Source organism: Streptomyces sp. NPDC046122, assembly GCF_056429965.1.
The window spans coordinates 1-15,695 of record NZ_JBWKLQ010000006.1 but is presented as its reverse complement, the minus strand read 5'-3'; the positions used below and the strand labels follow the sequence as shown (position 1 = coordinate 15,695).

Here is a 15,695-nt window from a genome sequence, read left to right as displayed (position 1 = left end):
CGGCATCCGGAGAGGCTGGTGTGAGCCGCGCCCGCCTGGGGAGAGTCAGCCCCAGTGCCCGAGCGCGGGCACCAGCAGACACTCAGGAGGCGTGCCCGATGACCACCGCACACCGCACGGGAACGGCGACCGCAGGCGACGGGGCGCAGATCGCCGCGTACACCTGGCTGCCGGAGAGCGGCCGGCCCCACGCCCTCGTCCAGATCGCCCACGGCGCCGCCGAACACGCCCTGCGGTACGACCGCTTCGCCAGGCACCTGGTCTCCCACGGCTACGGAGTGATTGCTTCCGACCACCGCGGCCATGGCGCGACCGCCGCCGCCACCGGGGGTTACGGCGTGGTGGGCGAGAACAGCTGGCGCGCCGTCGTCGACGACCTGAGGGCCGTCGGCGACCAGGCCAGGGCCCTGCACCCGGGCGTGCCCGTCGTCCTGCTCGGCCACAGCCTCGGCTCGATGCTGGCCCGCGACTACGCGCAGGAGTACCCCGACGACCTGGCCGGACTCATCCTCTCCGGCACCTTCCGCACCCTGCCGGGAGCCGAGTTGCAGGAGTCGATCGACGGCCTGGAGGCGGAGATCGCGGAGGGCGGCCGCACGGCACGTTCCAGGTACCTCCCCACCCTCTTCTCCTCGTTCAACGACGCGTACCCGCACCGCACCGGCTTCGAGTGGCTCTCGCGCGACGAGGCCGAGGTCGACGCGTACGCCGCCGACGAGCGCTGCGGCTTCGCCTTCAGCGCCGGCCTCGCGCTGGACTGGGTGCACGCGATCCGCAAGATCAACGACCCGCGCAACCTGGCCCGCGTCCCCGCCGACCTGCCGGTCCACATCGCCGTCGGCACCGAGGACCCCTGCAACCAGGGCATGACCCTCGTCTACGAACTTCTCGAGGACTTCCGCTACCACGGCACCGAGGACCTGACCTGGAAGGGCTACGAGGGCGCGCGCCACGAGATCCTCAACGAGACGAACCGCGACGAGGTCCACGACGACCTGACCGCCTGGCTCGCCCGGCACGTCTGAATCGGGTTCGTGACCACCGGCCCGAGTGCGGTATTGTTCTCAAGCGCGTTCAGCCAGGGGATTCCCCAGGCCAGACGGGCACCGGGACGTGGCGCAGCTTGGTAGCGCACTTGACTGGGGGTCAAGGGGTCGCAGGTTCAAATCCTGTCGTCCCGACTCGAAAGAGTCGCAGGTCGAAGGGCCGTGTCAGAGCAATCTGACACGGCCCTTCGATCATTTCCGGGCAGGCTCAGGGGCGGGGGCGGGGGCCTGTCCCGTCGGCGGCCGGCGGGCTGCCGGTGATGCCGGTCATCAGGTCCGCGCACAGGTCGCGCAGTTTCATGTTGCGGTGCTGGGACGCCGTGCGCAGGATGTCGAACGCCTCCCGCGCCGTGCAGCGCTGCTGGCTGATGATGACGCCGAGCGCCTGGTCGATGACGCTGCGGGACTCCATGGCGGTCCGCAGGTCGGCGGCGAACTCCTGGGCGTCGGAGATGCGCTGGGCGAGTGCGATGGCGCCGGTGCCCTGGGCGGCGATGGTCCGCAGGTCGGTCAGATCGGTGTCGCTGAAGGCCGCGGGCTTGGGGGAGTAGAGGTTGAGGGCCCCGGCGGTGTGCGTGTGCGGCGCGATCGGCAGGGACATCGAGGAGCGCGTGCCACAGGCGGCGGCGTACGCCGGGTAGGGGCCCCAGCGGGTCTCCCCGAGCATGTCCGTCACCTCCACTTCGCCGCCCTGGCGCAGGGCCTGCAGGCAGGGTCCGTCGTCCTGCCCGTACTGTGCCTCGTCGAGATCGAGTGCGCTGACGCCGGCACTGACCACGGTCAGCGGCCGGCTCTCGCGCTGGAGGGTGATTCCGCAGCCGTCTGCGGCCGGGCTCATGGCGAGGGCGCTGTCGGTCAGGGACTGGAGGAAGGCGTCGAGGGAGTCGGTGTCCAGCAGCAGCGACACCACATCCGGCGGGGCGGAAGGCTGATCAGACATGATGTTCCGTTCCGGGCAGGGCCCGTCGGTCGGCAGCGAGTGCGCCGCCGGGGGCACGGAGTCCAGTCCGAAGGGACACCTCCAGCGGAACCGGCCGCCCTCTCCCAGAGTGGGGAAGCAACGCGGCCACCACTCCCTCCACTATGCGCCATGCCCGCTCCCGAAGCGCCCGTGCGCAATGCCCGCACCGCCCCAGGACCCCAATGGCCCCGCTTACCCCTCGGTCAACAGGGAACCCGAAAAGTGCGACCGGCGTCGGCCCGCGTACGACAAGGCCGGCCGAAGCCGTGTTACCCGTCTTCGAGGAGTAGTCGTGCTTGGTAAAGAGAAGATCGAGGAGGAGCCCGGCCTCCCGTGTTCCCCCCGGGCGGACGCCGCGAAGTCCGGGGGTGCGGCATGTGCGGGCTGAGTGGCGAGATCTGTTTCCACGGCGGCCGCCCCGACCTGGCAGCCGTCCAGCGCATGACCGACCGCATGGCGGCGCGAGGTCCTGACGGCCGGGGGCTCTGGTCGCAGGGCGCTGTGGCCCTCGGCCACAGAAGACTCAAGATCATTGACCTGTCGGAGCACGGCGCCCAGCCGATGACCGACTCCGAAGCGCGGCTCACCGGCGTGTTCAACGGGTGCGTGTACAACTACCAGGAGCTCCGCGACGAACTGCTCGGCCTCGGACACCGCTTCTTCTCCACCTCCGACACCGAGGTGGTCCTCAAGGCGTACCGCCAGTGGGGCACCCACTGCGTCGACCACTTCGTCGGCATGTTCGCCTTCGCCATCGTCGAGACCGACACCGGGCGCCTCGTGCTCGGCCGGGACCGGCTGGGCATCAAGCCGCTGTACGTCGCCCGTACCGCCGACCGGCTCCGCTTCGCCTCCTCCTTGCCCGCGCTGCTCGCGGGCGGCGGCGTCGACACGTCGCTGGACCCGGTCGCCCTGCACCAGTACTTCAGCTGGCACGCGACGGTCGCGGCGCCGCACACGGTGCTCGCGGGGGTGCGCAAGCTTCCGCCGGCCACGGTGCGGGTGATCGAGCCCGACGGCTCGTACCGCGACCACTGCTACTGGCAGCCGTCGTACACGCGCCGGCCCGAGTACGCCGGCCTCAGCGCCGCGGACTGGCGGGACGCCGTGCTGGACGCGCTGCGCACCGCCGTCCGGCGCCGGATGGTCGCCGACGTGCCCGTCGGCGTGCTGCTCTCCGGCGGTCTCGACTCCAGCCTGATCGTGGCGCTGCTCGCCGAGGAGGGCCAGCGGGACCTGGCGACGTTCAGTGTCGGCTTCGAGGCGGAGGGCGGCGAGGAAGGGGACGAGTTCGCCTACTCGGACCTGATCGCGCGCCGCTTCGAGACCGACCACCACCGGCTGATGGTCCCCTCCGACCGGGTGTCGACCGCGCTGGACGCGGCGATCGGCGCGATGAGCGAGCCCATGATCAGCCATGACGTCGTGGCGTTCCACCTGCTCTCGGAACTGGTCTCGAAGGAGGTCAGCGTCGTCCAGAGCGGTCAGGGCGCCGACGAGGTGTTCGCCGGCTACCACTGGTACCCGGCCATGGCGGCGGTCGAGCGCGAACGCGAGCCCCAGACGTACGCCGACGTGTACTTCGACCGGTCGCACGCCGACCTCGCCCGCGTGCTCCAGCCGCACATGCTGCCCGCCCACGACGTTTCCGGGCGCTTCGTACGGGAGCACATGGCGGTGCCCGGCGCCGAGACGGCGCTGGACGCGGCGCTGCGGCTCGACACCCACGTGATGCTCGTCGACGACCCGGTCAAGCGGGTCGACAACATGACCATGGACTGGGGCCTGGAGGCCCGCGTGCCGTTCCTGGACCACGAACTCGTCGAGCTCGCGGCGGCCTGTCCGCCCGAGCTGAAGCTGGCGCAGGGCGGCAAGGGCGTACTGAAGGACGCCGGACGCAAGGTCCTGCCGCGCGAGATCGTCGACCGGCCCAAGGGATACTTCCCGGTGCCCGCCATCCGCCACATGGCCGGGCCGGTGCTCGAACGGGTCGGCGAGGCACTGTCCGCCCCCGAGGCCAAGGGGCGCGGGCTGTACGAGGAGGCGTATGTCGCCGAACTCCTCGCCGCGCCCGACGACCACCGTACGAAGCGCGGGGCGAACGCCCTGTGGCAAGTAGCGTTGCTGGAGCTATGGCTGCAGACCCACGGCATCGGCTGATCCGCCACCACGACGAGCCCGACGGCGCGGGCGCCGCGTTCGCGGCCCCGGCCCCCGTCGCGCTCGCCGACGCTCAGGGCTCCCCCGACATGCCCCAGCCGCTGATCTCCCACGGCTGCTGGTATCCGGTGGCGGACCCCACCGGCGACCACGTCGCGTTCATCTGCGACCGGACCGGCGTCCCGCAGCTGTGGACCGGTCCGGTGGACGGCGGCGCGGTCCATCTGCTCGACGCCGACCCGGACCCGGTCACCGAAGTGGCCTGGTCGCCGGACGGCCGCTGGATCGCCTACACGGTCGCTCCCGGCGGCGGCGAGCACACCAGGGTGCTGTGCGTACGTCCCGACGGCACCGGCCGCCGGGTGCTGGCGGGCGCCGACCCCGGCAGCTCCGCGCACCTGGGGTGCTGGGCACGCGACGGGTCCAGCCTGGCGGTGACGGTCGCGGGCCGGGCCACCGGCGCGCACACCGCGGACCTCACCGCAGGGCTCGCGGACGCCGCCGGGCGGCTGCGGGATCCCTCGGCGCAGAACGGGGACGTCGCCGTGCCCGTCGGCGGCGCGGCCAGGGAGCCCGGCCTGGCCCAGCCGGGCACGTACGCCCCCGAACTGCCCCCCGGCTGGGCGGAGCGCGACGGACACGCCACGCTGCTCGGCGGGGCGCACCACGGCGACGTCGCGCCCGCCGCGCGCGCCCCGTCCGAGGACGGGGACGCCCCGGCCGCCAGCGGCGCGCTGGCCGCCTATCTGATCGACCCGGACGGCGTCGGTTCGCCGGTCCTGCTGGCCACCGAGACCGGAGCCGCGACGCTGCGCGTCTGCGACATCAGCCACGACGGCCGCCTCGCCCTGCTGCGCCGCGGCCCGCGAGGACGCCGCGAGGCGGTCGTACTGCGCACCGCGGATCTGCGGACGACGGGTGTCCTGCGCGTGGCGGACGGTGATCCGTGGATCGGCCGGTTCGCCCCCGACGGGCGCACGCTGTGGCTGCGCAGCGACCACCGGCGTGAGTTCGCGGCGCTGCTCGGCGCCGGACTGGGCGCGGACGGGCACGTGCGCGACCTGTCGGTCGCGGCCGAGCGGGACGGCAGCGACCTCGAACTCCTCACCTTCACCGACGACGGCCGCACGGCCGCGCTGGCCTGGAACGTACAGGGCGCGAGCGAACTCGAGACGCTGCGGCTGCCCGGCGGGGAGCGGTCGGCGGACGGGGAGGCACAGCGGCGGGCCGCGGGGAACGGGCAGCCGCAGCGGCCGGCCGCTCCGGCGGTCCCCGAACACGCCGCCGACGCGCCGGGGCCGCGTGCGGTGCCGCTGCCGCACGAGGTCGTCACGCGTATCGCCCGGGCGGGACCGGACGGTCTGGTGCTCGCCGTCTCCGGATCCCAGCGCCGCCCGGGGGTGTGGTGGTCCACCGGCGCCGCGTCCCCGGCCCGCACCCCGTGGTCGTCGCGCGACGAGGACGCGGTGCCGCCCGGCCGCCCGCCCGTCCGTCCCGCGCCGCTGCGGCTCGAGGCCCGCGACGGGATGCCGCTCGGCGGTTGGTACTACCGGGCGCCCGGCCGCGACGCGAGCGACCCCGCTCCGTGCGTCATCCACCTCCACGGCGGCCCGGAGGAGCAGGAGCGCCCGGTGTTCAACCCGCTGTACCACGAGCTGCTCGGCCGGGGGCTGGACGTCTTCGCGCCGGACGTACGCGGCTCGTCGGGTTCCGGCCGGTCCTTCGTCGACGCCGACCTCGGGAAGGGCCGGTTCGACGCGATCAACGATGTCGCCGACTGCGCCGCGCACGCCGTCATGACGGGACGCGCCGACCCGGGCCGGCTGGCCGTGATGGGACGCTCGTACGGCGGATACCTGACGATGGCGTCCTTGGTGTGGCACCCGGAGGTCTTCCGTACGGGTGTCGCGGTCTGCGGCATGTCGGACTTCGCGACGTTCTTCGCCGGCACGGAGCCCTGGATCGCCGAGTCGGCGGCGCACAAGTACGGCCACCCGGAACACGACCGCGAGCTGCTGCACGCCCTGTCGCCGATGAGCCGCATCGACGAACTGCGCGCGCCACTGCTCGCCGTGCACGGGGAGCACGACACGAATGTGCCGCCGGGGGAGTCGCAGCAGATGGTGCGGGCGGCGCGGGCACGCGGGCACGCGGCCGAACTGCTGACCCTGCGCAACGAGGGCCACGAGTTCCTGCGCGCCGACAACCGCCGGCTCTTCCGCCGCGCCGCCGCGAACTGGATGGAACGCCACCTGATCGGGTGACGGCGGCGCACTGACCTCCCGGGTACCGGCCAGGGGTGGGCCGGCCCCGGTGTCACGGAGGCCCTGCCCGCCGTCGCGAGCCCGCCGTCACTCCCGCGCCCGCGCCCCCTCCCTCGTCCGGCCCGACGTCACGGAACGGTCCGGGTTGCGGCGTACGTACTCCGTCTCCAGCTCGGCGGTCCGCCGGCTGTGGGCGTCCAGGGCGTCCCGCGAGCCGTGCAGCAACGTGTCGTGGCGGGTGCGGTGCACGCTCTCCAGCTCGCGCAGCAACTGCTGGTCGTCCAGCTCCGCCGGATCCTTGCCCATCGCCGCGTTCTTGTCATCGTTCTCCGGCACAGTCGTCTCCTTTACGGGTCTTCGGACGCGCCCGAGGACGTGCCCGTGGGGAAGCGTCCGAGGCGCGCCTCGGACGACGGGTTCCCCGGCACCCGGGGGCCACTCACCTCGCCCCGCCGCCCGGGCACGCGTCCCTCCGCCATGGGCGCGCATCGCCCCGTACCGAACCTCGCACCGTTCCCCGCCCCCGGCGACCGGGCCGCGGCCGGACGGCCCTTCAGGGCCCCTTCGGCAGGGATACGCCGGCCAGGCGCCGTCCCGGCGAGCATCCGCCGAGCACCCGGGTCCCGGTCCGTCACCGCTCTTCCTCATCCCGTCGGCCGGAGAAGCCGGATCCCGTCGGCCGGAGGAAGCCGGTCGGCCGCTCACGCCGGTGTGCCCGCGTTCCAGCGGCTCATTCGGCCGCTACGGGCACACCCGCGGCGGTGCCGGCCGCGGCGCGCACCGCGAGGTGGTAGACGGCGAAGGCGCGGCCGATCACCGGCTGGGCGACGTTGCGCACCCGTACACCGCCGCTGGTCATCCCGTGTTCCGTTCCCAGGTGCGCGTGGCCGTGCACCGCGAGGTCGGCGCCCGACTCGTCCATCGCCTCCGCCAGCAGGTAGCTCCCCAGGAAGGGGAAGATCTCCGGAGGCTCGCCCGCCAGGGTGTCCGGCACGGGCGCGAAGTGCGTCAGGGCGATCCGTACGGCGCATCCGCTGCCCTTCAGCTCGTCCAGGGAACGCCGCAGGCTCTCCGCGCACCGGCGGGTGTACCGGATGAACTCCTTCATCTGCGGCTCTCCGAACTCGCCGCCGCTGCGCCCGGCGAACCCGCCGCCGAACCCCTTGGTCCCGGCGACGCCCACCCGCACGCCGCCGATGTCCAGGACGGTGCCCCCGCCCTCCAGCACGGTCACGGCGGCCTCCTCGAGCACCGACGTCACCTCGGCCTCCTGGTCGCTGTGGTAGTCGTGGTTGCCCAGGACGGCCACCACGGGCACGCCGAGCCCCGCGACCTCCCGGGCGACCACCCGTGCCTCCTCGGCGGTGCCATGCCGCGTCAGGTCGCCCGCGAGCAGCAGCACGTCCGCCACGTCCCGTACGGTCTCGAACGCGGGCCGCAGCACGCCCGCGCTGTCGTTTCCCAGATGGATGTCCCCGACGGCCGCGATGCGGATCACGCGAGCTCCTCGGGGTGGTCGGGCGCGGTGGCCGAGACCACGACCAGGTCCTCGCGCAGCGGGAGCCCGGCCAGTTCGTCCTCCGCCATGCGCAGGATCTCGTCCCGGCAGGCGGCACTGGAGACCGTGCCGGCGATCAGGACGCTGCCTCCGCGCAGCTCTATGCGTACGCCCATCTCGGCGTAGTCACCGCTCGCCAGATGCTCTCGCAGGTGGGCGATGCGGTACTCGGCGGCGGATGTGTCGTTCACGGCCCTGCCTCCCGCTCCTCGATGACGTGCAGACGTTCCAGAAGGTAGAGAAACGCGTCCGGCATGGGCGAGTCCTGGTGCTCGCGGCGCAGCCGGTCCCAGTCGATCTTCTCCCGCAGGGTCCGCGCGATGGGCAGGACGGCCCCGAAGTCGCAGTGGTGCTCCGAGAAGGCGTGGAGCTGACTGCCCATGAGATCGGTGGGCGACAGCACGGGCATGTGCACCGAGTCCACCGGCAGCGTCTGCGCCCGGCTCAGCAGCTCCCTGGTTACGGGCTGCCGCGCCAGCTCGAAGATCAGGTCGATCTCCTCGCCGTGGCTGCGCGCCTTGATCAGCCAGTCCTCCGGCGGTACGCGCACCTGGATCCCGGCGGCCTCCAGATCGGCGGTCACGGCCTCCGCGTCCTCGCGCAAGATGCAGAAGTCGGCGTCGTGCTGGAAGCTCGCCGGCACGCCGTGGGCGTACGCCGCGACACTCCCGACCAGCGCGAAGGGGTGGCCTGAGCTCTTGAGCCGGGACGCCACGTGCTTCGTGGCCTCCAGGATGGCCTGGGTGCGGTCCGGCGGCAGCGGTCGGGCGCCCCGCGACGCTCCGGCGAACGGCTCCACGGGTCCCCCGTCCACAGCCCGCGCCGCCGTCAGCCGTGGACCGGCCGCATCGGGCCGGTCGCCGGACGGGGAGGCGTCTGGTGAGTAACCGCGCACGGGTGCACCTTCCTCGTCGCCCTATCCGGGCCCTGCGCTGGTGACGGTGAAGATCGCGCCGTCCGGGTCGCGCAGCGTCGTCTCCATGCCGTAGGCGGTGGGACCGTGCCCGAGGGCGGTGCCGCCGTGGCGGAGCGCTGCCCGGACCGTGGCCTCGACGTCCGCGACGGGGAAGTGGGCGTGCCACCGGGGCTGGATCAGGGGATCGGGGGCGGTGTCGACGGCGCCGGAACTCAGCCTCGCCAGGATCTGCCCGTCCTGGAGCAGTACGACCTCGTCCTCCTGATACTCGACCTCGCAGCAGCCGGGCCGGCCGGAGGCCCATTCGAGGACCTGCCCGTAGAAGATCGCCGCGTCGAACGCGTCCCGGGTCCGCAGCCGCAGCCATACGGGTGCGTTCTTGCGCCACACGTGCCAGTCGGAGAAGAGCTGCCCCTCCCAGATGCCGAACACGGCCCCGTCGCGGTCCGCCGCGATCGCGCCGCGACCGGTGGCGAAGCGCAGCGGGCCCACGGCGACGGTGGCGCTGCGCTCCCGGATGCGGCTCGCGGTCTCGTCCACACTGGCGACCGCGAAGTACGGCGTCCAGGTGACGGGCGCCCGCAGCGCGGTGTCCAGCGAGCCGATGCCGGCGACGGGATCACCGTCGAGCAGGGCGATGCTGAATCCCCGGCCGAGCCCGGCGCGCCGGAACTCCCAGCCCAGCACCGCGCCGTAGAACGCCTGGGCGGGCTCCAGGTCGCGTGCCATCAGGGTGATCCAGCAGGGAGCACCGAAGATCTCGTGGCTCGATGTCCTGCCGGTGGCCGTCGTTTCCATTTCCATCGCACGTGTCCTGGTCGCATGGGGGCGTGTGAGGCCGGTTCCGTAATCCATCCTGCCCCCGTGGGTGCGTACTGGCGAACCGCGTGAACGCCTGGAGCAGGCCGTCGATCATGGACTGGTGTGTCTGTTCCCGTGCTTGGAGGGTACTCGCCGACCACCGCTGAAAGCGGGCGACAGGAGCGGCGCGGTGCTGCGTTTGCGGAGAGATCGCACCGGACGCAGGGTGGGCGAAGGCTGCCCGTCGCACGCAGCGGACCACTGATACACGTACGAAGGAGTAACCATGCCCAAGGGGTCGAGTTCCAAGCGGGAACGCCAGTACGAGCACATCAAGGAGAGCGCCGAGGAGCGCGGCGCGGGCACCAAACGGGCCAAGGAGATGGCCGCGCGGACCGTCAACAAGGAACGGGCGCGCGCCGGCGAGTCGAAGACGGCGAGCAAGAGCTCGACACAGGGCAAGTCGGCCTCGCAGCGTGGTGGGCAGCGCTCCGGCGGCGGACGTTCCGGCGGTGGCTCGGAGGGGCAGACGTACGACCAGCTGTACGCGGAGGCCCGGCGCCGCAACATCCAGGGACGCTCCTCGATGAACAAGTCGGAGCTCCAGCGCTCGCTCGCAAAGTCCTGACGCGAGGAGTCCTGACGCGCAGCGTCCCGGCAGCCCGTGGCCTGGCGCGGCGCGCGCACCGCCCGGGCCGGCGCGGCCCTCAGTCACGGTCGCGAGGCTCCAGCGGCCGGGTGGCCGGGCCGTGCAGGACCGCACCGTCCGTCCCGAAGCGCGAGCCGTGGCAGGGGCATTCCCAGACCTTCTCGGCGTCGTTGAACCGCACCAGGCAGCCCAGGTGCGTACAGCGGGCGGACACGACGTGCGCCGCGCCGGACTCGTCGCGGTACACCGCGCAGCGCCGCCCCTCCAGGCGGACGACCGCGCCGCCGCCCGGCGGGATCTCGTCGGCCGAGTCGACGTGACCGGTGAGCAGACGGTCGCCCACGAAGTGCCGGTTGACGGCGCCCTGGTACCTCGCCAGCTCCGCCGTCTCCCGCACCCGGGGCAGGCGGCGCGGGTCGTACAGATCCGTCCACCCGGGCCGGGGGCCGCCCACCACATGGGCGGTGATCAGACGGCCGGCCATCACGCCGTTGCTCATGCCCCACCCGCCGAACCCCGTCGCCACGAAAACGTGCTGCGTGCCCGGGTGTGCGTGACCGACGTACGGCAGCCGGTCGCTTGAATCGTTGTCCTGCGCCGCCCACCGGTACACGCGGTCCGCCGCCGCGAAACCGGGCATCCGGTCCCGCGCCCAGGTGTCCAGGCGCTCGAAGCGTTCCCTCACGCCGCCGGCTCCCGGCTCGAAATTCTCCCCCGTGACGACGAGCAGCCGCCGTCCGTCGTCGTACGGCGCGGTCCGCACGGAACGGACCCGGTCGGCCGGGCTCATGTACATGCCTTCCGGCGCGTCACCGGACTGGACCGGGGCCGCGACCACCAGCTCCCGCCTCGGCTTCAGCCGGGTGAACAGCAGCGTGTGGTCGAAGACGGGATAGTGCGTCGCGATCACGGCATCGCGGGCCGTGACCGTGACCCCGCTCTCCGTGGACAGCCGGCAGCGCACGCCGTCGTGCAGCCCCGTCACCCGCGTCCGCTCGTGCACACGTCCGCCGGCGGCGGTGAACCGCTCGGCCAGGGCGAGCAGGAACCTGCGCGGGTGGAACTGTGCCTGCCGCTCCACCCGCACCGCCCCGGCCACCGGGAACGACAGCTCCGTACGGGTCACGAACGAGGCGTCCAGGCCCGCCCGCCGTGCGGCCCCGGCCTCGTCCCGCAGCTCGTCCGCACGCCCCGGATCCTCCAGGTACGTGAAGGCCGCGGCGCGCTCCAGGTCGCAGTCGATGCCCAGCTCCTCGCAGAGCGCCACCGTACGGTCGACCGCGTCCTGCTGGGAGAGCGCGTACAGAGCGGCGCCGTCGGGGCCGTGCCGCGCCTCCAGGCGGGCGTACGCGAGCCCGTGCAGCGCCGTCAGCTTGGCCGTGGTGTACCCGGTCACCCCGGCGGCGATCCTGTCCGCCTCCAGAAGCACCACGTCCAGGCCCGCCCGGACCAGCTCCCAGGCCGTGCACAGGCCGGCGATGCCGCCGCCGACCACGGCGACGTCCGCCGTCAGGTCCGTGTCCGGGGGCGGGTACCGGGTGCCCGGGGCGGTGGCCATCCAGTACGACTCGTCGATGATCGGACGCTTCCCGTCCATGGGCTACGGCTTCCCCCTCCGCGGCCGGGCTAACGGGCGCGGTCCGGCCAAGGGGAGCGCAACGGCGTCCGGCGCGGTCAGCCCTCGACTCCCGTGGAGGTGTGGGGCGCGCCGACGGGCTTGGACTCCGGCGAACCGCGCTGGAGCAGCCACACGGTGCCGAAGACGTACAGGAAGAACTGCAGGAACTCCGACTGCCGGTTCTCGGTCACGTCGACCGCGAAGTCGGACGTCAGCAGGTAGTTCCAGAAGGTGACGGGGTGCAGATGGCGTGCCCCGCGATCGCCTGCCCGGTGAGGCTGAGCAGAAAGCCGGTGCCGAAGGCGAGGGTCAGGCTGTTTCTGATAGGGAACCTCCGGCTCTGGCCGGGACTCGCAGCCCGCGGCCACGACCTTCCAGCTGTCCGGGAAGGACGACAGGAAGAGGGTGTCGCGACCCGGGCCTGCCGGCCGTACACGTCCACGCGGCGTACCGCGCCGGCCGCCGGCAGGCCGAGCTCCTCCAGGGCCGGTGGACAACGCGACTTCGCTGTTTCCTCCAGCTCCTGACGGGTACCGGGAGCCAGTCCCGCGCATCCCGGCAGGACCCGCCCGCCTCGCAGGTTCTCCGCGAAACGCCACGCAGCCGACGCCGCGGCGTCCTCCCCCGCGCCGAGGGAGGAACAGCCCGAGAGAGCCAGCCATGCCAGACCCGCGCACACGCCCGCACGCAGCACAGCCACCGCCTCCCGTCCCTCGGCTCCGGGGAACGGTCCGAGGGAGTCCGGTGAACGTTCCCGGGAACGCCCGAAGACGCGCTCCCTTCGCCCCGACTTCCACCTGACAGGCGAAGCAGAAGGGGTGCCTGCCGCGTTGCGGGAGCGCCCGTACCGCGCAAGTGTCGAGTCGACCGAGTCCGAGGAGGACGCCAGCATGCCCATCGCCACGGTGAACCCGGCCACCGGAGAGACGCTCAAGACCTTCGACGCGCTCGGAGCGGAAGAGATCGAGCGCCGCCTGGCACGCGCCGCCACCGCCTTCGCCGAGTACCGCACCACCGGCTTCGACCGGCGGGCGGAGCTGCTGAACCGCGCCGCCGACCTGCTCGACGAGGACCAGCAGGACATCGCCCGCACCATGACCACCGAAATGGGCAAGCCGATCACGGCCGCCCGCGCGGAGGCGGCCAAATGCGCGAAAGCGATGCGCTGGTACGCCGCGAAGGCCCCGGAGCTGCTGGCCGACGAACACCCCTCCGCCGCCGACGTGAGCGACTCCGGAGCCTCCCGGGCGATCGTCCGCTACCGGCCGCTCGGCGTGGTCCTCGCCGTGATGCCGTGGAACTTCCCGCTGTGGCAGGTCGTGCGCTTCGCCGCCCCCGCGCTCATGGCCGGCAACGTGGGTCTGCTCAAGCACGCGTCCAACGTGCCGCAGACCGCCCTCTACCTCGAGGACCTCTTCCGCCGCGCGGGCTTCCCCGAAGGGTGCTTCCAGACGCTGCTGATCGGCTCCGGCGCGGTCGAGGACATCCTGCGCGACCCCCGGGTGGCCGCCGCGACCCTGACGGGAAGCGAGCCGGCCGGGCGTTCCGTCGCATCGGTCGCGGGCGACGAGGTGAAGCGGACCGTGCTGGAGCTCGGCGGCAGCGACCCGTTCGTGGTGATGCCGTCCGCCGACATCGAACGGGCCGCCCGTACGGCCGTGACGGCCCGCGTCCAGAACAACGGCCAGTCCTGCATCGCCGCCAAGCGCTTCATCGTCCACACCGACGTCTACGACGACTTCTGCGCGCGGTTCACCGACGGGATGCGCGAGCTGGCGGTCGGCGACCCGTCGCAGGAGCACACCGACGTAGGACCGCTGGCGAGCGAACAGGGACGCACCGACCTCGAAGAGCTCGTCGACGACGCCCTGCGCCTGGGCGCCACCGCGCGATGCGGAGCACGCCGCCCCGAGCAGCACGACAAGGGCTGGTTCTACGAGCCCACCGTCCTCACCGACGTCACCGAGGACATGCGCATCCACCGGGAAGAGGCGTTCGGCCCCGTCGCCACGGTCTACCGCGTGTCCGACCTCGACGAGGCGGTCACCCTCGCCAACGACTCGCCCTTCGGTCTGAGCTCCAACGTGTGGACCCGCGACGACGGGGAAGTCGAGCGCTTCGTACGCGACGTGGAAGCGGGCGGCGTCTTCGTCAACGGGATGACCGCCTCCCATCCCGCCCTGCCCTTCGGCGGCGTCAAGCGCTCCGGATACGGCAGGGAGCTGTCCGGCCACGGCATCCGCGAGTTCTGCAACGTCACCACCGTCTGGCACGCCGCCGATCCCGAGGAGAAGCCCTGACGGCTCCGAACCCGCCCGCCGACCTGCCGGACACACCGAGGACCCTCTACGGCGCCCAGGTCGTGCTGCGCCCGGCGACACCCGAGGACGTTCCGGTGCTGGCCGGCATCCGGGCCACCCCGGAAGTGCGCGCGACATGGCGCGGCGGCGACGACCTCGTGCGGACGGTCACGGAGGGCCTCGCCGACCCCGACGTCACCACCCTGGTCGTCGAGTACGCCGGCCGGACGGCCGGCGCCGTGCAGTGGGGCGAGGAGCGGGACCCCGACTACCGCCACGCCAACATCGACATCTACCTCGACCCCGCCGTGCACGGCGGGGGCCTCGGCGCGGACGCCGTACGCACGCTCGCCCGCCACCTGATCACCGACCTCGGCCACCACCGGATCGTGATCGACCCGGCGGCGGACAACGCCGCCGCCATCCGCTGCTATACCAAGGTGGGCTTCCGGCCCGTCGGCATCATGCGTGCCTACGAGCGCGGCGCCGACGGCACCTGGCACGACGGCCTGCTCATGGACCTGCTGGCCCCGGACCTACTGCCTCCGCCGCCGGCGGCGTGACGGCGCCGGGCGCCTCGGGGAGGTGCCGTACGAGCGCCAGAACGGCGACGTCGTCACGGAGCCGGCCACCGGCGGCGTGCCGGGGACACTTCGGCCGGCAGCGCCCTGGTCAGGGCGGCGGGGCAGGGGTCGAAGTCCTGACCCGTCACGGTCCCCAGGTCGAAGAAGTCACGGTCGCCGTTGCGTGCTTCCGTGATGCCGTCGGTCACCATCAGCAGCGAAGTGCCGAAGGCGAGGGTGCGCGTGTTGATCCGCAGCGGCTCGTCCCCGGCGAACTCGAAGTAACCCAGCGGGCACCCCGGCCACAGGCTCGGTTCCCGGGAACGGTCAGCAGACACGGCGATCGGCGGAGCGTGCCCGCAGCTGACGAGTTCCAGGGCGCCCCCGGGGCGTGTTTGGAGCAGCAGGGCTGTCGCGTACCGGTCGTCGCCGCTGGCGTCCTGACGGCGGCGCAGTGACCGGTCCATCCGCCGGGCCGCGGCGGCCAGCACCCCGAACCCCAGGCCCGACCCCGGTTTGACTCGATCCTCCGGCGTGCGTAATGTTCTCCGGGCTGTCGCGGAGCCGGAACGGTTCTGCGACGTCACCCGTCGCGAGAGCGACACCCCAAACCTCAGCACGATTTCCCGGTCCGGGAGAATTTCGGCATGCCGGAATTCAATGGACAGGCTCGATTATGAGCCGCCCGGGATATCCGCTACAGTTCGGGGCGTCGGAACGGCCGAACAGCCGGAAAGACAAAGACACACCCCGCCGACGGGGAATCGGACACGAAAGCGTCTGATAGAGTCGGAAACACGAAATACCGAACGAAAGCCCGGAGGAAAGCCCGAGAGGGTGAGTACAAAGGAAGCGTCCG

At 72.6% G+C, this 15,695-nt stretch carries 15 protein-coding genes and 1 tRNA gene; 7 read left to right on the top strand and 9 right to left on the bottom strand.

Translation table 11 applies throughout. The features are described 5' to 3' along the window. Positions 1–98 precede the first annotated feature (98 nt). Positions 99–1,025, top strand: a complete 927-nt coding sequence (locus AC07FK_RS18145) for an alpha/beta fold hydrolase (protein ID WP_479105896.1) — start codon at positions 99–101, stop codon at positions 1,023–1,025. 82 nt (positions 1,026–1,107) lie between these two features. After that, a tRNA-Pro gene (locus tag AC07FK_RS18140) sits at positions 1,108–1,181 on the top strand. 73 nt (positions 1,182–1,254) lie between these two features. Here the strand turns inward: AC07FK_RS18140 and AC07FK_RS18135 are convergent. Continuing rightward, positions 1,255–1,986 carry a GAF and ANTAR domain-containing protein gene (locus AC07FK_RS18135; RefSeq protein WP_479105895.1) on the bottom strand — a complete coding sequence of 244 codons (732 nt, stop codon included), beginning with the start codon at positions 1,984–1,986 and terminating at the stop codon, positions 1,255–1,257. 396 nt (positions 1,987–2,382) lie between these two features. On the opposite strand from AC07FK_RS18135, the gene AC07FK_RS18130 reads away from it, so the two are divergent. Both AC07FK_RS18130 and AC07FK_RS18125 read left to right on the top strand, forming a co-directional pair. Next, a complete protein-coding gene (locus AC07FK_RS18130; RefSeq protein WP_479105894.1) occupies positions 2,383–4,167 on the top strand; it encodes an N-acetylglutaminylglutamine amidotransferase in 1,785 nt (594 codons plus the stop codon). Further along, positions 4,140–6,431, top strand: coding sequence for a S9 family peptidase (locus AC07FK_RS18125; RefSeq protein WP_479105893.1), 2,292 nt, complete (start codon positions 4,140–4,142; stop codon positions 6,429–6,431). The genes AC07FK_RS18130 and AC07FK_RS18125 overlap by 28 nt, the downstream gene beginning before the upstream one ends. Positions 6,432–6,518: 87 nt before the next feature. Here the strand turns inward: AC07FK_RS18125 and AC07FK_RS18120 are convergent, their stop codons facing one another. The 5 genes from AC07FK_RS18120 to AC07FK_RS18100 form a co-directional block, all read right to left on the bottom strand. Then, positions 6,519–6,737, bottom strand: coding sequence for a DUF6158 family protein (locus tag AC07FK_RS18120; RefSeq protein ID WP_479106183.1), 219 nt, complete (start codon positions 6,735–6,737; stop codon positions 6,519–6,521). 424 nt (positions 6,738–7,161) lie between these two features. Then, positions 7,162–7,929, bottom strand: coding sequence for a metallophosphoesterase family protein (locus AC07FK_RS18115; RefSeq protein WP_479105892.1), 768 nt, complete (start codon positions 7,927–7,929; stop codon positions 7,162–7,164). Beyond that, a complete protein-coding gene (locus AC07FK_RS18110) occupies positions 7,926–8,180 on the bottom strand; it encodes a hypothetical protein (RefSeq protein WP_479105891.1) in 255 nt (84 codons plus the stop codon). Before AC07FK_RS18110 ends, AC07FK_RS18115 begins: the two co-directional genes overlap by 4 nt. After that, entirely contained in the window at positions 8,177–8,788 is a 612-nt protein-coding gene (locus AC07FK_RS18105) for a nucleotidyltransferase family protein (protein ID WP_479105890.1), read from the bottom strand. Before AC07FK_RS18105 ends, AC07FK_RS18110 begins: the two co-directional genes overlap by 4 nt. Before the next feature lie 117 nt (positions 8,789–8,905). After that, positions 8,906–9,709 carry a VOC family protein gene (locus AC07FK_RS18100; protein WP_479105889.1) on the bottom strand — a complete coding sequence of 268 codons (804 nt, stop codon included), beginning with the start codon at positions 9,707–9,709 and terminating at the stop codon, positions 8,906–8,908. 283 nt (positions 9,710–9,992) lie between these two features. Between AC07FK_RS18100 and AC07FK_RS18095 the strand changes: the two genes are divergently transcribed. Beyond that, positions 9,993–10,334 (top strand): plasmid stabilization protein, encoded by a 342-nt coding sequence (locus tag AC07FK_RS18095; protein WP_479105888.1) that lies wholly within the window; start codon positions 9,993–9,995, stop codon positions 10,332–10,334. A gap of 79 nt (positions 10,335–10,413) precedes the next feature. Here AC07FK_RS18095 and AC07FK_RS18090 read toward each other — a convergent pair whose 3' ends face one another. Next, on the bottom strand, positions 10,414–11,952 hold the full coding sequence (locus AC07FK_RS18090; RefSeq protein WP_479105887.1) for an FAD-dependent oxidoreductase: 1,539 nt from the start codon (positions 11,950–11,952) through the stop codon (positions 10,414–10,416). 77 nt (positions 11,953–12,029) lie between these two features. Continuing rightward, on the bottom strand, positions 12,030–12,527 hold the full coding sequence (locus AC07FK_RS18085) for a DUF6766 family protein (protein WP_479105886.1): 498 nt from the start codon (positions 12,525–12,527) through the stop codon (positions 12,030–12,032). A 336-nt stretch (positions 12,528–12,863) separates the two neighbouring features. Here AC07FK_RS18085 and AC07FK_RS18080 point away from each other — a divergent pair, with 336 nt between their 5' ends. Then, positions 12,864–14,273: an NADP-dependent succinic semialdehyde dehydrogenase gene (locus tag AC07FK_RS18080; protein WP_479105885.1), complete on the top strand. Its 1,410-nt coding sequence runs from the start codon at positions 12,864–12,866 to the stop codon at positions 14,271–14,273. A gap of 23 nt (positions 14,274–14,296) precedes the next feature. Continuing rightward, the gene (locus AC07FK_RS18075) at positions 14,297–14,836 is read left to right on the top strand and encodes a GNAT family N-acetyltransferase (RefSeq protein ID WP_479106182.1); all 540 of its coding nucleotides are present in this window, start codon (positions 14,297–14,299) and stop codon (positions 14,834–14,836) included. A 53-nt stretch (positions 14,837–14,889) separates the two neighbouring features. Here AC07FK_RS18075 and AC07FK_RS18070 read toward each other — a convergent pair whose 3' ends face one another. Further along, the gene (locus AC07FK_RS18070; protein WP_479105884.1) at positions 14,890–15,327 is read right to left on the bottom strand and encodes a SpoIIE family protein phosphatase; all 438 of its coding nucleotides are present in this window, start codon (positions 15,325–15,327) and stop codon (positions 14,890–14,892) included. Between the last annotated feature and the right edge of the window lie 368 nt (positions 15,328–15,695).

What these genes read in the sequence shown, in the direction of transcription:
- AC07FK_RS18145 (WP_479105896.1), top strand. Translation starts at nt 99, where the DNA reads ATGACCACCGCACACCGCACGGGAACGGCGACCGCAGGCGACGGGGCG.
- AC07FK_RS18135 (WP_479105895.1), bottom strand. Translation starts at nt 1,986, where the DNA reads ATGTCTGATCAGCCTTCCGCCCCGCCGGATGTGGTGTCGCTGCTGCTG.
- AC07FK_RS18130 (WP_479105894.1), top strand. Translation starts at nt 2,383, where the DNA reads ATGTGCGGGCTGAGTGGCGAGATCTGTTTCCACGGCGGCCGCCCCGAC.
- AC07FK_RS18125 (WP_479105893.1), top strand. Translation starts at nt 4,140, where the DNA reads ATGGCTGCAGACCCACGGCATCGGCTGATCCGCCACCACGACGAGCCC.
- AC07FK_RS18120 (WP_479106183.1), bottom strand. Translation starts at nt 6,737, where the DNA reads ATGGGCAAGGATCCGGCGGAGCTGGACGACCAGCAGTTGCTGCGCGAG.
- AC07FK_RS18100 (WP_479105889.1), bottom strand. Translation starts at nt 9,709, where the DNA reads ATGGAAATGGAAACGACGGCCACCGGCAGGACATCGAGCCACGAGATC.
- AC07FK_RS18095 (WP_479105888.1), top strand. Translation starts at nt 9,993, where the DNA reads ATGCCCAAGGGGTCGAGTTCCAAGCGGGAACGCCAGTACGAGCACATC.
- AC07FK_RS18090 (WP_479105887.1), bottom strand. Translation starts at nt 11,952, where the DNA reads ATGGACGGGAAGCGTCCGATCATCGACGAGTCGTACTGGATGGCCACC.
- AC07FK_RS18085 (WP_479105886.1), bottom strand. Translation starts at nt 12,527, where the DNA reads ATGCGCGGGACTGGCTCCCGGTACCCGTCAGGAGCTGGAGGAAACAGC.
- AC07FK_RS18080 (WP_479105885.1), top strand. Translation starts at nt 12,864, where the DNA reads ATGCCCATCGCCACGGTGAACCCGGCCACCGGAGAGACGCTCAAGACC.